Origin of the sequence: Streptomyces geranii, assembly GCF_002954775.1 — a bacterium.
GTDB classification, from domain to species: domain Bacteria; phylum Actinomycetota; class Actinomycetes; order Streptomycetales; family Streptomycetaceae; genus Streptomyces; species Streptomyces geranii.
The window spans coordinates 178203-198246 of the sequence record NZ_PJME01000014.1; the positions used below are offsets into that span (position 1 = coordinate 178203).

The 20044-nt window shown below is 71.2% G+C and carries 19 protein-coding genes and 1 pseudogene; 11 read left to right on the plus strand and 9 right to left on the minus strand.

Translation table 11 applies throughout. The features are described 5' to 3' along the window. The first annotated feature begins 60 nt into the window (after nucleotides 1-60). Nucleotides 61-747 (plus strand): phosphotransferase, encoded by a 687-nt coding sequence (locus CW359_RS20840; protein WP_105971530.1) that lies wholly within the window; start codon nucleotides 61-63, stop codon nucleotides 745-747. Nucleotides 748-819: 72 nt separating this feature from the next. On the opposite strand, the gene CW359_RS20845 is transcribed toward CW359_RS20840, so the two are convergent. Beyond that, entirely contained in the window at nucleotides 820-1857 is a 1038-nt protein-coding gene (locus CW359_RS20845; RefSeq protein ID WP_105971531.1) for an MBL fold metallo-hydrolase, read from the minus strand. A 197-nt stretch (nucleotides 1858-2054) separates the two neighbouring features. Between CW359_RS20845 and CW359_RS20850 the strand changes: the two genes are divergently transcribed. Together CW359_RS20850 and CW359_RS20855 are read left to right on the plus strand one after the other, a co-directional pair. Beyond that, nucleotides 2055-3512, plus strand: coding sequence for an aldehyde dehydrogenase (locus CW359_RS20850; RefSeq protein ID WP_105971532.1), 1458 nt, complete (start codon nucleotides 2055-2057; stop codon nucleotides 3510-3512). Between the two features lie 5 nt (nucleotides 3513-3517). Beyond that, nucleotides 3518-3751, plus strand: a complete 234-nt coding sequence (locus CW359_RS20855) for a ferredoxin (protein WP_105971534.1) — start codon at nucleotides 3518-3520, stop codon at nucleotides 3749-3751. Nucleotides 3752-3788: 37 nt separating this feature from the next. Here CW359_RS20855 and CW359_RS20860 read toward each other — a convergent pair whose 3' ends face one another. Further along, nucleotides 3789-4454, minus strand: coding sequence for a TetR family transcriptional regulator (locus CW359_RS20860; protein WP_105971536.1), 666 nt, complete (start codon nucleotides 4452-4454; stop codon nucleotides 3789-3791). A gap of 287 nt (nucleotides 4455-4741) precedes the next feature. Here CW359_RS20860 and CW359_RS20865 point away from each other — a divergent pair, with 287 nt between their 5' ends. The 3 genes from CW359_RS20865 to CW359_RS20875 are packed head-to-tail and all read left to right on the plus strand — an operon-like array spanning nucleotide 4742 to nucleotide 8153. Further along, complete coding sequence (locus CW359_RS20865) at nucleotides 4742-6286, plus strand: glycosyltransferase family 4 protein (RefSeq protein ID WP_105971537.1); 1545 nt, start codon at nucleotides 4742-4744, stop codon at nucleotides 6284-6286. Then, nucleotides 6280-7086 carry a class I SAM-dependent methyltransferase gene (locus CW359_RS20870; RefSeq protein WP_105971538.1) on the plus strand — a complete coding sequence of 269 codons (807 nt, stop codon included), beginning with the start codon at nucleotides 6280-6282 and terminating at the stop codon, nucleotides 7084-7086. The genes CW359_RS20865 and CW359_RS20870 overlap by 7 nt, the downstream gene beginning before the upstream one ends. Beyond that, the gene (locus CW359_RS20875) at nucleotides 7083-8153 is read left to right on the plus strand and encodes a prenyltransferase (protein WP_105971540.1); all 1071 of its coding nucleotides are present in this window, start codon (nucleotides 7083-7085) and stop codon (nucleotides 8151-8153) included. The genes CW359_RS20870 and CW359_RS20875 overlap by 4 nt, the downstream gene beginning before the upstream one ends. 29 nt (nucleotides 8154-8182) lie before the next feature. On the opposite strand, the gene CW359_RS20880 is transcribed toward CW359_RS20875, so the two are convergent. Further along, entirely contained in the window at nucleotides 8183-8473 is a 291-nt protein-coding gene (locus CW359_RS20880; RefSeq protein ID WP_105971542.1) for a hypothetical protein, read from the minus strand. Between the two features lie 167 nt (nucleotides 8474-8640). Between CW359_RS20880 and CW359_RS20885 the strand changes: the two genes are divergently transcribed. From CW359_RS20885 to CW359_RS20895, 3 genes are read left to right on the plus strand one after another with little or no spacing between them, the layout of a single operon-like run. Next, nucleotides 8641-9918, plus strand: a complete 1278-nt coding sequence (locus tag CW359_RS20885; protein WP_105971543.1) for a hypothetical protein — start codon at nucleotides 8641-8643, stop codon at nucleotides 9916-9918. Then, complete coding sequence (locus CW359_RS20890) at nucleotides 9915-11498, plus strand: VWA domain-containing protein (RefSeq protein WP_105971545.1); 1584 nt, start codon at nucleotides 9915-9917, stop codon at nucleotides 11496-11498. Before CW359_RS20885 ends, CW359_RS20890 begins: the two co-directional genes overlap by 4 nt. After that, the gene (locus CW359_RS20895) at nucleotides 11485-12285 is read left to right on the plus strand and encodes a hypothetical protein (RefSeq protein WP_105971547.1); all 801 of its coding nucleotides are present in this window, start codon (nucleotides 11485-11487) and stop codon (nucleotides 12283-12285) included. The genes CW359_RS20890 and CW359_RS20895 overlap by 14 nt, the downstream gene beginning before the upstream one ends. A gap of 32 nt (nucleotides 12286-12317) precedes the next feature. Here CW359_RS20895 and CW359_RS20900 read toward each other — a convergent pair whose 3' ends face one another. The 6 genes and pseudogenes from CW359_RS20900 to CW359_RS20925 form a co-directional block, all read right to left on the minus strand. Beyond that, complete coding sequence (locus CW359_RS20900; protein ID WP_105971548.1) at nucleotides 12318-13328, minus strand: LLM class F420-dependent oxidoreductase; 1011 nt, start codon at nucleotides 13326-13328, stop codon at nucleotides 12318-12320. A gap of 114 nt (nucleotides 13329-13442) precedes the next feature. Beyond that, nucleotides 13443-14297: a DUF5336 domain-containing protein gene (locus CW359_RS20905; RefSeq protein WP_105971549.1), complete on the minus strand. Its 855-nt coding sequence runs from the start codon at nucleotides 14295-14297 to the stop codon at nucleotides 13443-13445. Nucleotides 14298-14406: 109 nt separating this feature from the next. Continuing rightward, on the minus strand, nucleotides 14407-15324 hold the full coding sequence (locus tag CW359_RS20910) for an N-acetylmuramoyl-L-alanine amidase (protein ID WP_105971551.1): 918 nt from the start codon (nucleotides 15322-15324) through the stop codon (nucleotides 14407-14409). Between the two features lie 20 nt (nucleotides 15325-15344). Further along, nucleotides 15345-15998 (minus strand): class I SAM-dependent methyltransferase, encoded by a 654-nt coding sequence (locus CW359_RS20915; RefSeq protein WP_105971553.1) that lies wholly within the window; start codon nucleotides 15996-15998, stop codon nucleotides 15345-15347. Nucleotides 15999-16160: 162 nt separating this feature from the next. After that, on the minus strand, nucleotides 16161-17888 hold the full coding sequence (locus tag CW359_RS20920) for an MFS transporter (RefSeq protein WP_105971554.1): 1728 nt from the start codon (nucleotides 17886-17888) through the stop codon (nucleotides 16161-16163). A 159-nt stretch (nucleotides 17889-18047) separates the two neighbouring features. Beyond that, nucleotides 18048-18500 (minus strand): annotated as a pseudogene (locus CW359_RS20925) (response regulator); the annotation flags it as partial. A gap of 27 nt (nucleotides 18501-18527) precedes the next feature. On the opposite strand from CW359_RS20925, the gene CW359_RS45355 reads away from it, so the two are divergent. Continuing rightward, on the plus strand, nucleotides 18528-18824 hold the full coding sequence (locus CW359_RS45355; RefSeq protein ID WP_157968602.1) for a hypothetical protein: 297 nt from the start codon (nucleotides 18528-18530) through the stop codon (nucleotides 18822-18824). Between the two features lie 314 nt (nucleotides 18825-19138). Next, on the plus strand, nucleotides 19139-20002 hold the full coding sequence (locus tag CW359_RS20930; protein WP_105971555.1) for a MaoC/PaaZ C-terminal domain-containing protein: 864 nt from the start codon (nucleotides 19139-19141) through the stop codon (nucleotides 20000-20002). Nucleotides 20003-20044 lie beyond the last annotated feature (42 nt).

Here is a 20044-nt window from a genome sequence, read left to right on the forward strand (position 1 = left end):
GGACCCTGTGACGGCGGATAGGTTCACCGCATGGGGACAGAAACGGGGATGGGGCCGGGTATGAGTACGAGTACGGGGAGACTGCTCGGCTCCGGGCGTACGGCGGATGTGTACGAGCTGGCCGGGACGGCGTGGGTGCTCCGCCGCTACCGGGACGGATACGGGGACCCGGCGGCGGAGGCGGCCGTCATGGAGCACGTACGGGGCCACGGCTACCCGGTGCCCGAGGTGCGGGCGGGGACCGGTACCGATCTGGTCCTGGAGCGGCTGTCCGGCCCGACGATGCTGGAGGCGCTGGGCGCGGGTCTGCTGGCCGCGAGCGAGGGCGGCGAGATGCTGGCCGTCCTGCTGCACAGCCTGCACGCCGTCCCGCCGCGTCTGCCGGGTGCCGGCCCGGGGACGTGCGTCCTCCACCTCGACCTGCACCCGGAGAACGTGATCCTTACTCCCGACGGCCCCCGCGTCATCGACTGGGCCAACGCCGAGGAGGGGCCGCCGGGTCTGGACCGGGCCATGTCCGCCGTGATCCTGGCCCAAGTCGCGGTGTCCGTCGACCCGTTGGCCGCACCCGCCCGCGAGATGCTCACCGCGCTGCTGACGGCTCCGTCCGCTGTGCCGGAGGCGGGCCGTACGGCGGAGGGCCTGCCGGAGGCGCGCAGGCGCCGCGCGGCGAACCCGACGATGAGCCGGACGGAAGTCGAACTGCTGGGCACGGCAGAGGACTTGATCCGAACACTGCTGCCGTGAAGCCCCCTGCCCCCTGCCCCGGGCCCGCTTCCCTCTGCCCGCGGCCCGTTGGGTCGGCCGGAGCCGCGCGGGTCAAACCGCCACGTAAGTAACCGGATCGCTCCCCGTGACCGCCTCCGCCTGACCCAGTTTGACCAGGCGGCGGACGTGGGCCTCGGCCTCCGAGACCGCGATGTTTCTTGAGCCCGGGGGGATTTCGGGCCAGGGGCGGTTCCACTCCATGCGTTCCGCCAGTTGCCAGGGGGTGAGGGGGGTGGTGAGGAGGGCGCGTAGGTCGGCCAGGCGGTCGTCGTGGTGGGTGAGGAGTTCCTGTACGCGGGTTGTCGCGTCGGGGAAGGGGTGGCGGTGGGCCGGGAGGACCTCTGACGGGGTCAGGCGGCCGATGCGTTCCAGGGAGGCCAGGTAGTCGCCGAGGGGGTCGGCGATCGTCGTGTCCTCCGGGTCCTCGTACAGGCCGATGTGCGGGGTGATGCCGGGGAGCAGGTGGTCGCCGGAGAACAGGCGGCCGTTGCCCGGGAGTTGGGCGGGGTGGGTCTCCTCCAGGTGGAGGCAGACATGGCCGGGGGTGTGGCCCGGGGTCCAGATCGCGCGCAGGCGGCGGCCGGGGAGGTCGAGGAGTTCGCCGGGGACGATCTCGCGGTCGGGGAGGGCGGGGGAGAAGCTCGGGAGGGTGCCGAGCTGGGTCGTGCGGAGGGTCTCCACGTGGTCGGCGGGGGCGCCGGCCGCCGCCAGTTTCGCCGTCATGTACGTGAACCAGCGCTCGGCGCGGTTGTCCCGGGTCCGCCTGACCAGGGAGATGTCGGCCTCGTGCATCGCGATCCAGGCCCCGGACGCCTCGCGGACCCGGCCCGACAGGCCGTGGTGGTCCGGGTGGTGGTGGGTGATCACCACGCCCTTGACCTCGGCGGCCGAGGTGCCGCAGGCGGTCAGGCCCGCGGCGAGGGTGTCCCAGGACAGCGGGTCGTCCCAGCCCGTGTCGACGAGCACCGGTCCGGTGTCGGTGTCCACGACGTACACGAGCGTGTAGCCGAGGGGGTTGTTCGGGATCGGGACCCGGATGGACCGTACGCCCCCGCCGTGATCGGTCACCTGCGTCGACACCTGTGTCATGTGCTCCCCCGTGGCCGGTTGCCGCAACTATAACTAGAACCAGTTTCAATGGGAGCCCAAGTCACTCACCCCGTATGCCCCGTAGTCGCGCTTGGTGCTGTGAGGGCTGTGGACTCCTCCGGGGGGAACTGGTAACTGTCTCGGTACCTATCTATCTGACGAACCGTCAGAGACGGTATCCGGAGAGGCAGTCGGCCATGACCGAGCTCGTGGAACACGGACAGCTGTTCATCGGCGGGGAGTTGACCGACCCCCTAGGCAAGGACGTCATCGAGGTCATCTCCCCGCACACCGAAGAGGTCATCGGCCGGGTGCCGCACGCCTCCACGGCCGACGTCGACCGGGCCGTCGCCGCCGCGCGCACCGCCTTCGACGAGGGACCCTGGCCGCGCACGACCCTCGACGAGCGGATCGCCGTCGTCACCCGCATCAAGGACGGGATCGCCGCCCGCTACGAGGAGATCGGCCGCGTCATCTCCTCCGAGAACGGCTCCCCGTACTCCTGGAGCATCCTCGCCCAGGCCCTCGGCGCGGTGATGGTGTGGGACGCGGCGATCACGGTCGCCCGCGACTTCCCGTACGAGGAGTCGCGCGACGGAGCGCTCGGCAGGATCCTCGTCCGGCGCGAGCCGGTGGGTGTCGTCGCGGCCGTGGTCCCCTGGAACGTCCCCCAGTTCGTGGCCGCCGCCAAGCTCGCGCCGGCGCTGCTCACCGGCTGCACGGTGGTGCTGAAGCCGTCGCCCGAGTCGCCGCTCGACGCGTACATCCTGGCGGAGATAACGAAGGAGGCGGGTCTTCCGGAGGGCGTCCTGTCCATCCTCCCGGCCGACCGCGAGGTGAGCGAGTACCTGGTCGGACACCCCGGCATCGACAAGGTGGCGTTCACCGGCTCGGTAGCGGCAGGCAAGCGCGTCATGGAGGTGGCGGCCCGCCGACTCACCCGGGTGACACTGGAGTTGGGCGGCAAGTCGGCGGCGATCGTCCTCCCGGACGCGGACCTCGACACCACCGTCCCCGGCATCGTCTCCGCCGCCTGGATGAACAACGGCCAGGCGTGCGTCGCCCAGACCCGCATCCTCCTCCCGCGTTCCCGCTACGACGAGTTCGCGGACGCCTTCACCCAGGCGGCGAGCGCCCTGGTGGTGGGCGACCCGCTCGACCCGGCGACCCAGGTCGGCCCGCTCGTCGCGAAGCGCCAGCAGCAGCGCAACCTCGACTACATCCGCATCGGCCAGGAGGAGGGCGCCAAGATCCTCACCGGCGGTGGCCGCCCCGCCGGCCTCGACCGGGGCTGGTACGTGGAACCGACCCTCTTCGGGGACGTCGACAACTCGATGCGCATCGCCCGCGAGGAGATCTTCGGCCCGGTGATCTGCCTCCTCCCGTACGGCGACGAGACCGAGGCCGTGAAGATCGCGAACGACTCCGACTACGGCCTGAGCGGCAGCGTGTGGACGGCCGACGTGGCGCACGGCATCGAGATCGCGAGGCAGGTCCGTACCGGAACGTACTCGGTGAACACCTTCAGCCTGGACATGCTCGGCCCGTTCGGCGGCTACAAGAACTCGGGGCTGGGGCGGGAGTTCGGCCCGGAGGGGTTCGGCGAGTACCTGGAGCACAAGATGATCCACCTCCCGGCCGGCTGGGAGGGCTAGAGGCCATGGGCGACCGCTGGCACGTGGAGGTGGACCGCTCGCTGTGCATCGGCTCGGCCCAGTGCGTCCACCGGGCGCCGGGCGGGTTCCGGCTGGACGCCGGGATGCAGTCACATCCGGTGGAGCCGGACCTGGACGCGAACGAGAGGGTGCTTGCGGCGGCGGAGAACTGTCCGGTGGAGGCGATCATGATCACGCTGGTGGGGGGCGGAGAGGGGGTGTTTCCGCCGGAGGACTGAGGGTCCCTGCGGGTGGCGGCGGGGGCGAAAAAACGCCCTACCGTTCCGCCGTCCCCGACGGATCCGTCAGGTCGATCAACCGGCACACCGTCTCGATGTCGATCTTCACCTGGGCGATCGACGCCCGCCCCGACAGCCACGTGATCAGCGCCGAGTGCCACGTGTGCTCGATGACCCGCACAGCCGACAACTGCTCGGGCGTCGGATGCCCCGCCCCCGGCTCACCCAGCCCCATCGAGTCCAGGATGATCGCCGTCGTCTGACGCGAGACCTGGTCGACCTCCGGGGAGACACTGCGGTCCGCGAACGTCAGCGCCCGCACCATCGCGTCCGCGAGATGCGGCTCCCGCTGCAGCGCCCGGAACGCCCGCATCAGCGTCTCCGCCACCCGCTCCGCCGCCGTCTCGCCCGTGGGCGGCTTCTTCCGCAGCGTGCCGTGCATGTGCTCCAGCTGGTCCTGCATCGTCGCGACCAGCAGATGCACCTTCGACGGGAAGTACCGGTACAGCGTGCCGAGCGCGACCTGCGAGGACTCCGCGACCTCCCGCATCTGCACCGCGTCGAAACCGCCCCGCGCCGCCAACTGCGCGCTCGCGTGCAGGATCCGGCGCCTGCGGGCCTCCTGCCGCTCGGTGAGCGGAGCGGAGGGCGGCGGCGAACCCGGTCGCGCCGTACGTGCTTCCACCTTCGCGTCGGCAGCCATGGGTCGTCCCGTTCCGTGACAGTCGGTGATCGCGCGGGCGATCGGGCAGTCATGTGTCGGCAACAGCCGGCAACAGTTTGCGACCGGTCAGCATTCGGTCAGCGATCCGTCAGCATGGCACGTCCGCGTCGTGCGTCCGCCGTGGCGCGAATCACCTGATCCACCGCTCACAGCCGAGGTGCCTGCCGGTAGATTCGGAGCCTCCTGAACGATCAAGTCTGAAACTTGTTCTAGATTAGCGTCCCGACGTAGTCTCGCGGGAAAACGCGGGCAGAAGGGGGCCGGGAGTGACCGCTGAGGCCAGCGAGGCGGGTCCTCTTGGGGATCTCGGGGATCTTGCCGCGGACGGCGAGCGACCGCTCAACATCGCGCTTCTGACCTATAAGGGGAACCCGTTCTGCGGCGGCCAGGGCGTCTACGTACGCCACCTGTCCCGCGAACTGGCCCGCCTCGGCCACCGCGTCGAGGTCATCGGCTCGCAGCCGTACCCCGTACTGGACGTACTCGACGGCCGAGCCGGGGCCGAGGCAGGTACGGACCCGGGCCCCGACCCCGTCCTCACCGAACTCCCCAGCCTCGACCTGTACCGCCAGCCCGACCCCTTCCGCACCCCGGCACGGGACGAGTACCGCGACTGGATCGACGCCCTCGAAGTCGCCACCATGTGGACCGGCGGCTTCCCGGAGCCCCTCACCTTCTCCCTCCGCGCACGCCGCCAACTCCTGGCCCGGCGCGGTGAGTTCGACGTCGTGCACGACAACCAGACGCTCGGGTACGGCCTGTTGGGCGACCTCGGTGCCCCGCTCGTCACGACGATCCACCACCCCATCACCGTGGACCGCCAGTTGGAGCTGGACGCGGCCGACGGCATACGACGCCGGATGTCCGTACGCCGCTGGTACGGCTTCACCCGGATGCAGAAGCGCGTCGCGCGCCGGCTGCCCTCCGTGCTCACCGTCTCCGGTACGTCGCGCCAGGAGATCGTCGACCATCTCGGCGTACGGGACGAGCGCATCCACGTCGTGCACATCGGCGCCGACACCGACCTCTTCTCGCCCGACCCGGCGGTACGCCAGGTGCCGGGCCGCATCGTGACCACGTCAAGCGCGGACGTCCCCCTCAAGGGCCTGGTCTTCCTCGTCGAGGCGCTCGCCAAGGTACGTACGGAACATCCCGCCGCCCACCTGGTGGTCGTCGGCAAGCGTGCCGAGGACGGGCCCGTCGCCCAGGCCATCGAGCGGTACGGCCTCGAAGGCGCCGTCGAGTTCGTCAAGGGCATCTCGGACGGGGAACTCGTCGACCTGGTGCGCTCGGCGGAGATCGCCTGCGTACCGTCCCTGTACGAGGGCTTCTCGCTCCCGGCGGCGGAGGCGATGGCCACCGGTACGCCCCTGGTCGCCACGACGGGCGGCGCGATCCCGGAGGTGTCGGGCCCCGACGGCGAGACCTGCCTCTCCGTACCCCCCGGCGACCCCGGAGCCCTGGCCACCGCCCTGGCCACCCTCCTCGCCGACCCGGAACTCCGCGCCCGCCTCGGCCGCGCGGGCCGTGAGCGCGTACTGACCCGCTTCACCTGGGCCCGAGCGGCAGAGGGCACGGCGGCCCACTACCGCGAGGCAATGGCCCGCTCCGCGCCCCACACCCCACCTTCGGCCCGCTCCGCGCCCCCCACACCCCCTACGGGCCGCTCCGCGCCCAAGCCACCCCGCCGCTCCGCGGCCACCCCCGCCCCTGACACGACCCCTGACGCGACCCCCGACCCCGCCTCCGAGGTCACCCCCGACCCCACCCCCACCGTGACCCCCGACCGCGAAAGCAGGACCCCGTGCTGACCGTCGATTTCACCCGGTTCCCGCTCGCCCCGGGCGACCGCGTACTGGACCTCGGCTGCGGAGCCGGCCGGCACGCGTTCGAGTGCTACCGGCGCGGCGCCCAGGTCGTGGCGCTGGACCAGAACCGGGACGAGATCCGCGAGGTCGCCAAGTGGTTCGCGGCGATGGAGGAGGCGGGCGAGGCACCGGCGGGGGCAACCGCGACAGCCATGGAGGGCGACGCCCTGGCGCTGCCGTTCCCGGACGAGTCCTTCGACGTCGTGATCATCTCCGAGGTCATGGAGCACATCCCGGACGACAAGGGCGTACTCGCGGAGATGGTCCGGGTGCTCAAGCCCGGCGGCCGGATCGCGATCACCGTGCCGCGCTACGGGCCCGAGAAGGTCTGCTGGTCCCTCTCCGACGCCTACCACGAGGTCGAGGGCGGCCACATCCGCATCTACAAGGCGGACGAACTCCTCGCGAAGATCGAGGAAGCCGGGCTGAAGCCGTACGGCACGCACCACGCGCACGCGCTGCACTCGCCCTACTGGTGGCTGAAGTGCGCGTTCGGCGTCGACAACGACAAGGCGCTGCCGGTCCGGGCGTACCACCAGCTGCTGGTCTGGGACATCATGAAGAAACCGCTGGTCACCCGGGTCGCCGAACAGGCGCTCAACCCGGTGATCGGCAAGAGTTTTGTGGCGTACGCGACCAAGCCGCACCTGCCCCCGGTGGAGGCCGACGCGGATACCGAGGCGGATACCAAGACGGACAGCAAGACGGACAGCAAGACGAAGGCCAAGGTGGCGGCGAAGTGACGACGCCCCGGACAGAACACCTCGTCCTGCCCGGGGTCCTCACCGCCGAGCAGGCCGCCGTCACCGTCCGCGGGATCCTCGCGGAGCAGCGGGCGGACGGGGCCCTTCCGTGGTTCCGGGGGCACCATCTCGACCCGTGGGACCACATCGAGGCCGCGATGGCCCTGGACGCGGCCGGCGAGCACGAGGCCGCCGAGCGGGCGTACCTGTGGCTGGCCGCCCATCAGGTGGAGGACGGCTCCTGGTACGCCGCGTACGCCGACGGGGACGCGGACGCCGTCACCGACCGGGGCCGGGAGACCAACTTCGTCGCCTACATAGCGGTCGGCGTCTGGCACCACTACCTCGCCACCGGCGACGACACCTTCCTGGACCGGCTGTGGCCGACCGTCTTCGCCGCCGTCGAGTTCGTGCTCCAGCTGCAGCAGCCCGGCGGCGAGATCGGGTGGAAGCGCGAGGACGACGGTACGGACCTCAAGGACGCGCTGCTGACCGGGAGTTCGTCGATCCATCACGCGCTGCGCTGTGCGCTCGCCATCGCCGACGAACGTGAAGAGCCGCAGCCCGACTGGGAGTTGGCGGTCGGCGCGCTGCGGCACGCGATCCGCAGGCACCCGGAGCGGTTCCTCGACAAGGACCGCTACTCGATGGACTGGTACTACCCGGTCCTGGGCGGCGCGTTGACGGGTACGGAGGCCAAGTCCCGTATCGAGCAGGGCTGGGAGCGCTTCGTCGTGCCCGGGCTCGGGGTGCGGTGCGTGGTGCCCAACCCGTGGGTGACGGGCGGTGAGTCGGCCGAACTCGCCCTGGCCCTCTGGGCGGTGGGCGAGTCCGACCGCGCGCTGGAGATCCTGCAGTCGATCCAGCATCTGCGGGACGCGGACAGCGGGCTGTACTGGACGGGTTACGTGTTCGACGCCCGGCAGATCTGGCCGCGCGAACTCACCACGTGGACGGCGGGTTCGCTGCTCCTCGCTGTCGCGGCACTTGGCGGTCATGAGGCGACGTGCGCGGTGTTCGGAGGCGAGCTGCTGCCGACGGGACTGGACCCCGACTGCTGTACCTGACCGGCGCTCACCGGCATCGGTGCCGGCGCTCAGCCACGGCCCACGCGGCTGAGCGCATGGCCCACGAACAGGTAGACGACGGCGGCCAGTCCGTACCCGGCGACCACCCGCGCCCACTGCTCGTCGAAGGTGAACAGGTCGTACGACCAGCCCGCCAGCCACGTGGCCGCGTCGTGGACGAACTCCACGAAGCCGTTCGCGCGGTCCGCGTCGAGCAGGTAGAACAGGATCCAGAGCCCGAGAATGAGGGCCATGATGTCGGCGACGATCGCGAAGATCGAGCCGGCCCGGGTGGCACTGCGGCGAGTTCGAGGGGACATGTCCTCCGGGTGCCCCCGAATCGGGGATGAAATCAGCGCGGCGAGGGAATGAGGCGGTGGGGACGGCCGCCATTTACCTCCCGTTCGGCCGGAGTTGACGCTTCCAGGGGGCTGAGTTCGATGCCGTACCTGATGATCCTTCACCCGGGGGAGAGGCAGGGACAGCGGTGTCCGACGAGAACAGACCGCCCGTCGTCGAGGAACCGAGACTCACGACCCGGCGCCGCAGATCCAGACGCCGTCTCCCGCGCCATGTCGTCGTGGCGATGCCACTCGCCCTCGCCGGGCTGATCTCCCTGCTGGTCTCCGGCAACGCGCTGCGCCCCTTCGAACGCATCACGACCATCCAGGCCAAGATGGCCTCGAAGTCCGACTACTTCCAAGACCCGGAAGTACGGCGGCTGTTGCTCAGGCACGGCATCCGGGTCGAGGTCCAGCGGCTCGGGTCACGGGGCATCGCCCAGCAGTCGCTGGCGGGTATGGACGTGGTCTTCCCGTCCGGCCAGCCCGCCGCCAAGACCATCCTCGACAAGCAGGGCCGGACCCTCGACTCGGTCCGCCCCTTCGTCACCCCGCTCGTGCTCGCGACCTTCCGGGACTACGCCGAGACCCTGCGGGAGCTGGGCGTGGCCGAGCCCCAGAAGTCCGGCGGGAACACGCTCTACTACAACCTCAGGATGGACGAGTTCACCAAGCTGCTGGACGGCATCAGCGTCGACAGGGCGGGGAAACCGGTCGACCAGGACGGCGACGGGAAGGTCGAACCCGCGGACACCTGGAACGGCATCGGCTTCGACGACGTCAACAAGGGCGAGAGCAACGGCGGCCGGGTCCTCGTCCGCACCTCCAGCGTGTGCGAGTCCAACTCGGCCGGCACCTACCTCAGCATCCTCTCCTTCGTGCGGAACGGGCAGCGTGTGCCGGTTGCCGAGGACCAGGTGGTCGACCTCGCCAAGGCCGTCAAGCCCCTGATCAACCTCCAGGGCATGTGGTCCGACGAGCAGGCCGACAGCTACTTCTCCGGCGAGGGCGAGAGCATCGCGCCCATCGCGGTGATCTACGAGCACCAGTACCTCGCCCACCAACTCGCCTACCGGGAGCGGCACAAGAAGCAGGACACCCAGCGCGTCCTGCTCTACCCCACGCCCTACGCCCTCACCGAGCCCCAGCTCATCGGCCTCACCGACGACGGCGACCGGCTCGTCGAGATCATCCGCACCGACGCCGAACTGCGCCAGCGGGCCACCGAGTTGGGCTTCCGCGTCCGGTTCTCCGGCGAGGACGGCAGCAGCGACCAGCTGAACGCCTACCTTCGCGGACACGGGATACAGGTCCCGGCCCGCAACAGCGACCAGACCAAGGTCGACATCCCCGACCTGAACGTCCTGGAGCGGATCATCGACTACGTCGGCGACTGCCCGGCCGCCGAACAGGCCACCCCGTGAGGCGCGTCTCCCGGGCCGCGACCGCCTGTCTCGCCCTGGCCCTCCTCGCCACGCTCGGCTCCGGCTGCACCCGGGGCCGGGACGACGTCACCCTGACCGTCCTCGCCAGCCCCGAACTCGCCGACCTGGCACCCCTGCTGGCCGACCTGAAGGAGGACACGGGCGTCGAGCTGGACATGCGGTACAAGGCGACCCCCGACCTCACCGCGGCCTCCTCGGACTCCGCCTACGACCTGGCCTGGCCCGCCTCCGACCGCTCCTTCCTGCTGCGCCTCCAGGAGTCCGGCGGCCGGACGGCCCGGCCCGAGTCGACCGCCATCATGCGCTCACCCGTGGTCGTCGGCCTCACCCCCGAGGTCGCCCGGCAGTTGCGGGCGGCCGTCCCCGGCGGCCGGCTCTCCTGGGCGGACATCGCGGACGCCGCCGCCGACGGCACCGTACGGTTCGGGATGGCCGATCCGCGGAGCAGCGACACCGGCCGCGCGGCCCTCGTCGGCGTCGCCACGGCGGCGGCCGGGACGGGCGGCGCCCTGCGCCAACAGGACGTCTCCTGCGACCGGTTGCGGGGCTTCCGCTCGGGCCAGACCCTCACCGCCGCCGGCTCCCGCGCCCTGCTCGACGCCTACACCGCCCACCAGGACGACGCCAACGCCCTCATCGCCCACGAGTCCGAACTGCTCACCCTGAACGCCACCGGAAAGCTCACCGCGCCCCTGGAGATCGTGTACCCCGAGGACGGCATGGTGCTGTCCGACTTCCCGCTGCTGCTCCTCGACCCGGACCGGCACTCCGCGTACGTCAAGGTGGTCGACTGGCTGAAGAGCGCCGACGTACAGCGGAAGTTGATGCAGCGCACCCACCGGCGCCCGGTGAACCAGGACGTCGAGCCCTCGGCGAGCCTGCGCGCCGACGTCGGCAACGCCCTGTCCTACCCCGACAGGACGGCCGTCGTGGATCAACTGGTCGCCGACTACGGCGATCCGGCGAGTACGACCGCCGACCAGGTCGTGTTCGTGCTCGACTTCTCGCCCTCGATGCGCGGCGAACGCATGGCCGGACTCCGCGCCGCCTTCGCGGGCCTCAGCGGCGCCGACACCACCGCCACCGGCAAGTTCGCCCGCTTCTACCGGGGCGAGCGCCTGACGGTCGTCCGGTTCGCGGGCCGCGTACTGGAGGAACGGACCGTCACCGTCCGGGGCGACGGCGATCTCCGCACACTCGACAAGGTGGTGGCGGAAGGGGACTTCGCCGAGGACACCGCCGTCTGGTCGGCCCTCGACCGGGGTTACCGGATCGCCGTCGAGGCGGTGCGCGAGGAGCCCGCCCGGCCGGTGTCGATCGTGCTGATGACGGACGGCGAGAGCAACTCCGGTATCGGCTACGAGGAGTTCCTGCGCCGCCACCGTCAACTGGCCGCCGACGCGGCCGAGGTGAGCGAGGTGCCCACCTTCCCCGTCCAGTTCGGAGAGGCCGACGCCGCCGCCCTGAGGAAGGCCGCCGACGCGACCGGCGGCCGGATGGTCGACGCCGGACTCTCCTCGCTCTCCGACGCGTTCAAGGAGATCCGTGGGTGTCACTGAGAGTCAGTGGTGGAGCCAGTGGTGGCCGTGGCTGGCCGTCTGGGCGGTGACGGCGGTCAGTATCGGCGTCCTGCTCCGGTACGCGCTGGTCGACCGTGGGTGGCCGCGCCGCCGGCGCCGGGGCGTCGGGCGTACCGACCTGGGCATGTGCTTCTACCTGCACAAGCAGCGCGTGATGGACATCTACCAGGCCGGCGGCTTCTCGGAGGCCCTGGAGCAGGAGGTCGCCGACAAGATCAACGTCAACGGCGGCTTCGGGCTGTGGGCCAAGACCCTCGGCCTGCTGGGCATCAACGCCCACCGGGACGTGGCCAAGGAGCGCGTCATCAGGTTCATCCGCGAGAGCACGCCCATCATGGTGATCCGGGTGCTCATGGACACGATGCGGAAAGAGGACGTCGTCGTCGACGCCGACCTCACCACCGGCCGTCTGCTCCCCAACGGGACCCTCACGGAGGCGCTGCGCGACCGCGCCGACGGCGGAACGGGCGCGGGTACCGGCATCGGGACGGTACCGCTGAGCGCGGTGATGACCGAGTTCGTCTCGGTCACCGGCCTGTTCTCCGCCCGCCGCACGGAGAGCGGGGACGTCGTCCTGCGGGCACGGTACGAGGGGGCGCCCGCCGCCCAGGTGAAGGTCACCTGCGCCGAGTCCGAGGGGCTCGGCGAGTTCCGCGACGCGGACTACTACACGGGGGCGTTCCAGGCGCGCTGCCTGGGCAAGGTGCGCACCTGGGACCGGGAGACGGGCGAACTGACCCTGGACCCGATCGCCATCTTCCGCTGACCGGGCACGAGTTGAGACGAGTCGAGACGGCTCTACGAGTTCAGCTCGGCGAGGACCCGCAGGGTGTGCGGATCGGGGGAGAGCACGAGCAGGTCGGTCACCGGGCCCTTGCGCCACAACTCCAGCCGCTCGGCGATGCGTTCGCGCGGCCCGACGAGGGAGATCTCGTCGGCGAAGGCGTCCGGCACGGCCAGCACGGCCTCCTCGCGGCGCCCGGCGAGGAACAGTTCCTGGATCCGCCGGGCCTCCTCCTCGTACCCCATCCGCGCCATCAGATCGGCGTGGAAGTTACGGGCCGCGTGTCCCATCCCGCCGATGTAGAACCCGAGCATCGTCTTGACGGGCAGCAGCCCTTCGGCGACGTCGGCGCAGACCCGGGCCTGCGCCATGGGCGCGACGAGGAACCCGTCGGGAGCGCCGCTGAGCGGCTCCTCGTACAGCCCGGCCCGCAGCGGGGACCAGTACAGGGGCAGCCAGCCGTCCGCGATACGGGCCGTCTGGGCGATGTTCCTCGGCCCCTCCGCCCCGAGCAGCACGGGGAGTTGGGCGCGCAGGGGATGGGTGATGGACTTGAGGGGCTTGCCGATGCCCGTCCCGTCCGGCCCGTCGTAGGGCAGGGAGTGGAAGCGCCCCGACACCTGAACCGGGGCCTCGCGCCTGAGGACTTGGCGTACGACGTCCACGTACTCCCGGGTCGCGGTGAGCGGCGACTTCGGGAACGGGCGCCCGTACCACCCTTCCACGACCTGCGGGCCGGACAGCCCCAGCCCGAGAAGAACACGGCCGCCGGAGAGGTGGTCGAGGGTGAGGGCGTGCATCGCGGTGGTCGTCGGCGACCGGGCCGCCATCTGGGCAACGGCCGTACCCAGCTTGATCCTTGACGTCTGAGCCGCGATCCAGGTCAGCGGGGTGAACGCGTCCGAGCCCCAGGACTCGGCCGTCCACACGGAGTCGTAGCCGAGCCGTTCGGCCTCCTGGGCGAGCGGGACGTGGTCCGGGGAGGGGCCGCGCCCCCAGTAGCCGAGCGCGAGACCGAGCCGCATGCCTGCCTCCTGACGATCCGTCAGATACAAGAGAGCTGGCGGCGACTGTACGACAACGGCCCCTCACCGGGAAGGGTGAGGGGCCGAGGCGGTACGCGGCGGTACGCGACGGGGCTAGCCGCGCTGGATGCCGGACGTGTCCTGGAGGACACCCCGGCGGCCGTCCTGCGTCTGGGCGATGAGGCCCTGGCCGCGCTGCTCGACGGCCAGGTACCAGGTGCCGGGGGCCAGTTCGGCGATCGGCGCGGACGAACCGTCCTCCGCGAAGAGCGGACGCGGCACCGGGACGGCGAACCAGAAGGGGGAGAAGTCGGGGGCCGGGGCCTGCGCCTGCTGCTGACCGGCACCCGCACCGGCACCGGCACCGGCGCCGAAGGGCTGACCGGCCTGCGGCTGGCCGCCGTACGGCTGCGGCTGCGCACCGGCACCCGGGTAGCCGTAGCCGCCCTGGGGCTGGCCACCGGGGTAGGGCTGGCCGCCGCCGTAGGGCTGCGGGGCGGGCGGCTTGGGGGCGCCGATGAGGGCGCCCTTGAGGGCCGGGACCAGCGGGGTGGCGACCGCGGCGGCGGCCATGACGACCGTCGCGACGAGGGAGAGGATCAGACCGGTACCGGCGTCCGGGCCCGAACCGGCGTTGACGCCGACGTTGTCGATGCCGCCCGCCGGGTCGAAGACGTTGCCCAGGGCGCTCCAGGCGGCGAAGACGGTGAAGGCGACACCGAACTGGCCGAGGTCGATGCCCGCCACCTTCGGCACCTGGGGCAGACCGTGCGACACCACGACGAGCGCGGCACCGATGAGACCCGCGAGGACGACGCCCAACAGGACCGGTCCACTGGCCCAGGCGCTAGGCATGTCGACGTTCGTGGCACCGTCGACGGAGTAGATGTCGAGGAACGACGCGATGAACAGCAACACCGCTGCTCCGATCACCACGCCGTCGCCTCGAGTGAGGGAGCGGATATTCACTTCAGGTCCTCAGGTCCTTCGTAGGTCGTGTCGTCGTCAATCGATCGTTCGTAGGGGCACGACATTATCGTCCGTCCGAGCGGACTGTCCGCCGGGATGCACGCGTTGATCACGAACCGCGCAGGAAACTCACGATTCCTTCAGAGATCCCCTCGGCCGCCTTCTCCCGCCAGACCCCACTGGTCAGCAGGGCGGCGTCCTTGCTGTCGCGCATGTTGCCGCACTCGATGAACACCTTCGGAACCGTTGACAGATTGAGACCGCCGAGGTCCGTACGGGTGTCGAGACCGGTGCCGCCGCCGATGTAGTTGGAGGGCGCGGAGCCGGTCTCGCGGGCGAACCCGGCCTTGACGTCCTCGCCGAGCACCTTGGAGGAGGCGACGATCGGCCGGGTGTCGGCGGCGCCCTCGTCCACAACACCCGGCAGGATCACATGGAAGCCCCGGTTGCCGGCCGAACTCCCGTCCGCGTGGATGGAGACGACGGCGTCGGCACGCGCGGCGTTCCCGATCCGGGCCCGCTCGTCCACGCACGGCCCGAAGGCCCGGTCGTCGGTCTTGCCGCCGTCCTGGGTCAACTTCACGGTGGCGCCCAGCTGTTCGAGCACCGTCCGCAGCCGCCGCGCGACATCGAGGGTGAACTCGGCCTCCGTGAACCCGCTGTTGGTGGCGGTACCGGTGGTGTCGCACTCCTTGGAGCCCGTCCCGATGTTCACCTTGCGGTTGATCTCGGCGGTGTGCGTGAAGTTCCCGGGATTGTGCCCCGGGTCGATCACGACGACCTTCCCCGCGAGCGGCGCGGCGGCCTCACTCGGCACGACGATGCCGGGCGTCCCGATGGGCGAGAGGGGCGAGTAGTCGTCGGCGGCCGAACTGCCCTCCTTCCCACCACCGTCGTCGGCGACGGCCCCCCAGACGAACCACCCTCCGCCGCCCAGCACCAGCACGGCGAGGGCGACGGCCAGCGGACGGCGCACGAAGGAACGAGGGGGCTGGGACGGCTCGAAGCCGGGGCCTGCGTAGGACACGTCAGCGACTCTAACCGGCCTCAGACCCCGGCTCCCGTTCGCCGCAGCACACGCAGCGAGCGGGTCGCGGAGACCTCGGTGAAGGCGCCGGAGGCGAGGGCACGGAGGTAGACGCGGTAGGGGGCCTGGCCGGTGAACTCGTCCTCGGGGTCCGGAAAGACGTCGTGGATGAGCAGGAGCCCGCCCTCGGCGACATGCGGGGCCCAGCCCTCGTAGTCGGCGGTGGCGTGCTCGTCGGTGTGGCCGCCGTCGACGAAGACGAGCCCGAGCGGCGAGTTCCAGACCCGCGCGACCTGCGGCGACCGTCCGACGACCGCGATCACGTGGTCCTCCAGCCCGGCCCGGTGCAGGGCCCGCCGGAAGAGGGGAAGCGTGTCCATGACCCCGAGCACCGGGTCGACGGTCTCCGGGTCGTGGTAGTCCCACCCCGGCTGCTGCTCCTCACTGCCCCGATGGTGATCGACGGTGACCGCCGAGACCCCGGTCGCCCGAGCGGCATCGGCGAGCAGAATCGTGGACCGCCCGCAGTACGTCCCCACTTCGAGCAGCGGCAGCCCCAACGCACCCGCCTCGACGGCAGCCGCGTAGAGCGCGAGCCCCTCGTCGGCGGGCATGAACCCCTTGGCCCCCTCGAACGCGTCCAGAATCTCGGGCTTGGGCGCGGTGGGGGCCATGGGGGGTCCTCTCAGTCGTACGTGCGTGCGGGAACCCCCATGCTGCCGCACAACGTGGGTGCCGGAATGACCAGGGGCGCCCGCAAAGGGGCGCGAGGAACTGCGCGACCAGCCACGTCCGGCCCGCAGCCAACACACAACCCCGCGCCGGGCGCGCAGCGCCTAGGCGCTTACGGTCTCCTCGGGCAGGGAGAGGTCCACATCGACCGGCCCGTCCCCACGACCCGCATGCGTCGCGGACGAAGCATGCGGCCCATACCCGGAAGCCCGTGCGGCCAGCACATACGCCCCGTCGGACGGAACCGCGAGCACATAACTCCCGTCCGACGCGGACAACGTCGCCCCCGCCTGCCGCCCCCGCTGGTCGATCAAGGTGACCTTGGCCCGAGCGACGGGCACCCCGTCGGCCCCGAGCACCCGCCCACGGAACCCGGCGCCGGAGCCGGCCCCCGCGCCCAGCACAGCCTCCTCGCTGCCGGCCAGCAGCTGATGCCCGCCCACAGTCCGCCGCCGCCCCGGCAGGAACAGCGCCAGCACCAGCCCGATCGCCACCGCCCCCGTCGCGATCACGAACGACACCCGGAACCCGTGCATGGTCGGGATCGCGACCCCGCCCACATGGTTCGCGGTGTTGGCCAGCACCATCCCGATGACGGCGCTCGACACCGACGTACCGATGGAACGCATCAGGGTGTTCAGGCCGTTGGCCGCGCCGGTCTCGGAGGCCGGGACCGCCCCGACGATCAGGGCAGGAAGGGAGGAGTAGGCGAGCCCGATGCCCGCGCCCAGTACCACCGCGATGACCACCGACTGCCAGGCGGCGGTCATCAGGCCGAGGCCGGCACCGTAGCCGATGCCGATGATCAGCAGGCCGAGGACCAGGGTGACCTTGGGGCCGTACTTGGCGGACAGCCGGGCGTAGACCGGGGCCGTGAACATCATCGTCAGGCCCAGCGGTGCCACGATCAGGCCCGCCGTGACCATGGACTGGCCGAGGCCGTAGCCGGTGGAGGTGGGCAGCTGGAGGAGCTGGGGGAGGACGAGCGAGACGACGTAGAAGGAGACGCCGACCATGATCGAGGCGAGGTTGGTGAACAGCACCGCCGGGCGGGCAGTGGTCCGCAGGTCCACCAGGGGGGCCTTCAGGCGCAGCTCCAGGACGCCCCACAGGAGGAGTACGAGGGCGGACGCGCCGAACAGGCCCAGCGTCGTGCCGGAGGTCCAGCCCCAGTCGCTGCCCTTGGTGATCGGCAGGAGGAAGAGGACCAGGCCGGCGGAGAGGCCGATCGCGCCGAGCACGTCGAAGGTGCCCTCCGCGCGCATCCGGGACTCCGGTACGACGAACAGGGTGAGGGCGATGGCGAGGGCGCCGAGGCCCGCGGCGCCGTAGAAGAGCGCGTGCCAGTCGGAGTGCTGGGCGATCAGCGCGGCGAGGGGGAGGGCGAGGCCGCCGCCGACGCCGATGGAGGAGCTCATCAGGGCCATCGCCGAGGGGAGCTTCTCGCGGGGGAGCATGTCGCGCATCAGGCCGATGCCGAGGGGGATGGCGCCCATGGCGAAGCCCTGGAGGGTACGGCCCACGATCATGGTCAGCAGGTCGCTGGTGAGCGCGCTGACCAGGGCGCCGACCACCATCACGGAGAGGCTGGCGATCAGCAGCCGCCGCTTGCCGTACAGGTCACCGAGGCGGCCCATGATCGGCGTGGCCACGGCTCCGGAGAGGAGGGTCGAGGTCAGTACCCAGGTGGCGTTGCTGGGCGAGGTGCTCAGCAGCTGGGGCAGGTCCTTGATGACCGGGACGAGCAGGGTCTGCATGACCGCGACGACGATGCCCGCGAAGGCGAGCACCGGGACGATGGCTCCGCCCCTTCTACCGGTTTCATGCGTCATGGGGTGGAGCCTCCAGGCAGGGTCGAGCGCGGTGGGACGGGGATACGTGCTGGTTGAACCTGTGCGCCTGGGCAACTATTCCGATGTTTTGGCGTACTAACTATTAACTAACTAATCCTTGACCTTCCCATGGGTATCGCCCCCGCCCGGAGCCGGAGCCGTCAGCGGATCGGGCCCGGCGCTGAGCGCGACGGCGGCCAGGGCCGGGTCGACGACCGTCTCGCCGGTCAGCACCCGGCGGATCGCCGCCGCCAGCTCCTCCACCGGACCGTCCTTGACCAGGAAACCGGCGGCGCCCGCCTCCATGGCCCGGCGCAGATGGCCCGGGCGGCCGAAGGTGGTCAGGATCAGCACCCGGCAGTCCGGGGCCTCGTCGCGCAGCAGGGCGGCGGCTTCGAGGCCGCTGATGCCGGGCAGCTCGATGTCGAGGAGGGCCACGTCCGGGCGGTGCAGCAGCGCCGCGTCGACGATCTCGTCGCCGGTCCCGACCTGGGCGACGACCTGGAGGTCCGGCTCCATCCCGAGCAACAGGGCGAGGGCGCCCCGCGCCATTCCCTGGTCCTCGGCGAGCAGGACCCTGACGGACTTCGCGGGACGGTGGTCCCGGGGCATCTCGTTCACGGGGTCAGCGTAGGACGGATGTGCGCGCTGAGCTGGGCGGACGACAGCTCCACGGGCGGTACGTCCAAGGGCGGCCCGGCGGTCACCAGGAACCCCGCCCCCGGGCACCGGCCCCGCCGCCGGCGAACCGCCCGCCGCCGCCAGGCGCTCCCCGAGCCCCTTGAGCCCGGTGCCGCCGACGCCGGGTCGCGAGGATCCCACGGGCGTGGGCTGTACGCCGGTGCCGTCGTCCTCGACGCTCAGCCGCACCCGCTCGCCCGCGCGTCCGCTCGGCCCGTCGTTCCACAGCCCGGCGGGCGGCCTCTCGCATCCTGAACGTGGGCAAAGGCGTACGAAGCGATCGCCGGGCCGGGCGGAGACCGATGTGCGGACTCCGGCAGGACAAATGTCCCGGCCCGGTGGACCCGGGTGCCTCCCGGCTTCTCTCCGCCCCTCGACACATAGCTGACGAGGCGTCAGGAGCCTTCACAACTCAGGACCGCTCGGCTATACAACAGGGGGCGCCGGACTGGAACGCGTTCTAGAACGGCCCGAAACGACCTCGGTGCGGCCGACGGTGCGGACGACCGTACCGAGGTCTCAGTCCCGCGAGACCGCCGTCAGTTCCCGGCCAGTTGATCAGGAGCCCCATGCCCATTGACGCCGCCAAGGCCGTCGCCGCCGAACCCCGGTCCGCAGAGATCGCCTGGGGCCGCAAGGACGTCCAGCTCTACCACCTGGGCATCGGCGCCGGCGTCCCCGCGACCGATCCCGGCGAACTCCGCTACACCCTCGAATCCCGGCTGCACGTCCTGCCCAGCTTCGCCACCGTCGCGGGCAACGACTCCCCGGACGTGATCAGCGGCCTCTCCATGCCCGGCGTCGACGTCGACCTCGCCCACGTCCTGCACGGCGGCCAGAGCATCGAGGTGCACCGCCCGATCCCGGTCGCGGGCAAAGCACGCGCCACCGGGAGCATCGCCGCCGTGTACGACAAGGGCAGCGCCGCCATCCTCGTCATGCGCACCGAAGTCGCCGACACCGACGGGCCGTTGTGGACCAGCGACGCGCAGATCTTCGTACGGGGGGAGGGCGGCTGGGGCGGCGACCGCGGCCCCTCGACCCGGCTCCCGGCGCCCGACGGCGACCCCGTGAAGGTCGTCGAGCGGACCGTCCGCGAGGACCAGGCGCTGCTCTACCGCCTCTCCGGCGACTGGAACCCCCTGCACGCCGACCCCGAGTTCGCCGCCCGCGCCGGCTTCGACCGGCCCATCCTGCACGGGCTGTGCACCTACGGCATCACCCTCAAGTCGGTCGTCGACACGGTCCTCGGCGGCGACGTCGCCCGGGTCCGCGCCTACCGCACCCGCTTCGCCGGGATCGTGTTCCCCGGCGAGACCCTGCGCATCCGCATGTGGACGCCCGGACCGGACCGCGTCCAGGTGTCGGTCACCGCCGTAGAGCGGGACGACGCGCCGGTACTGGCCGACACGGTCGTCGAACACACCGTATGAACCGCACGCCCCTGGCTTGAAGCTCCAGCCTTCCAGCTCTCC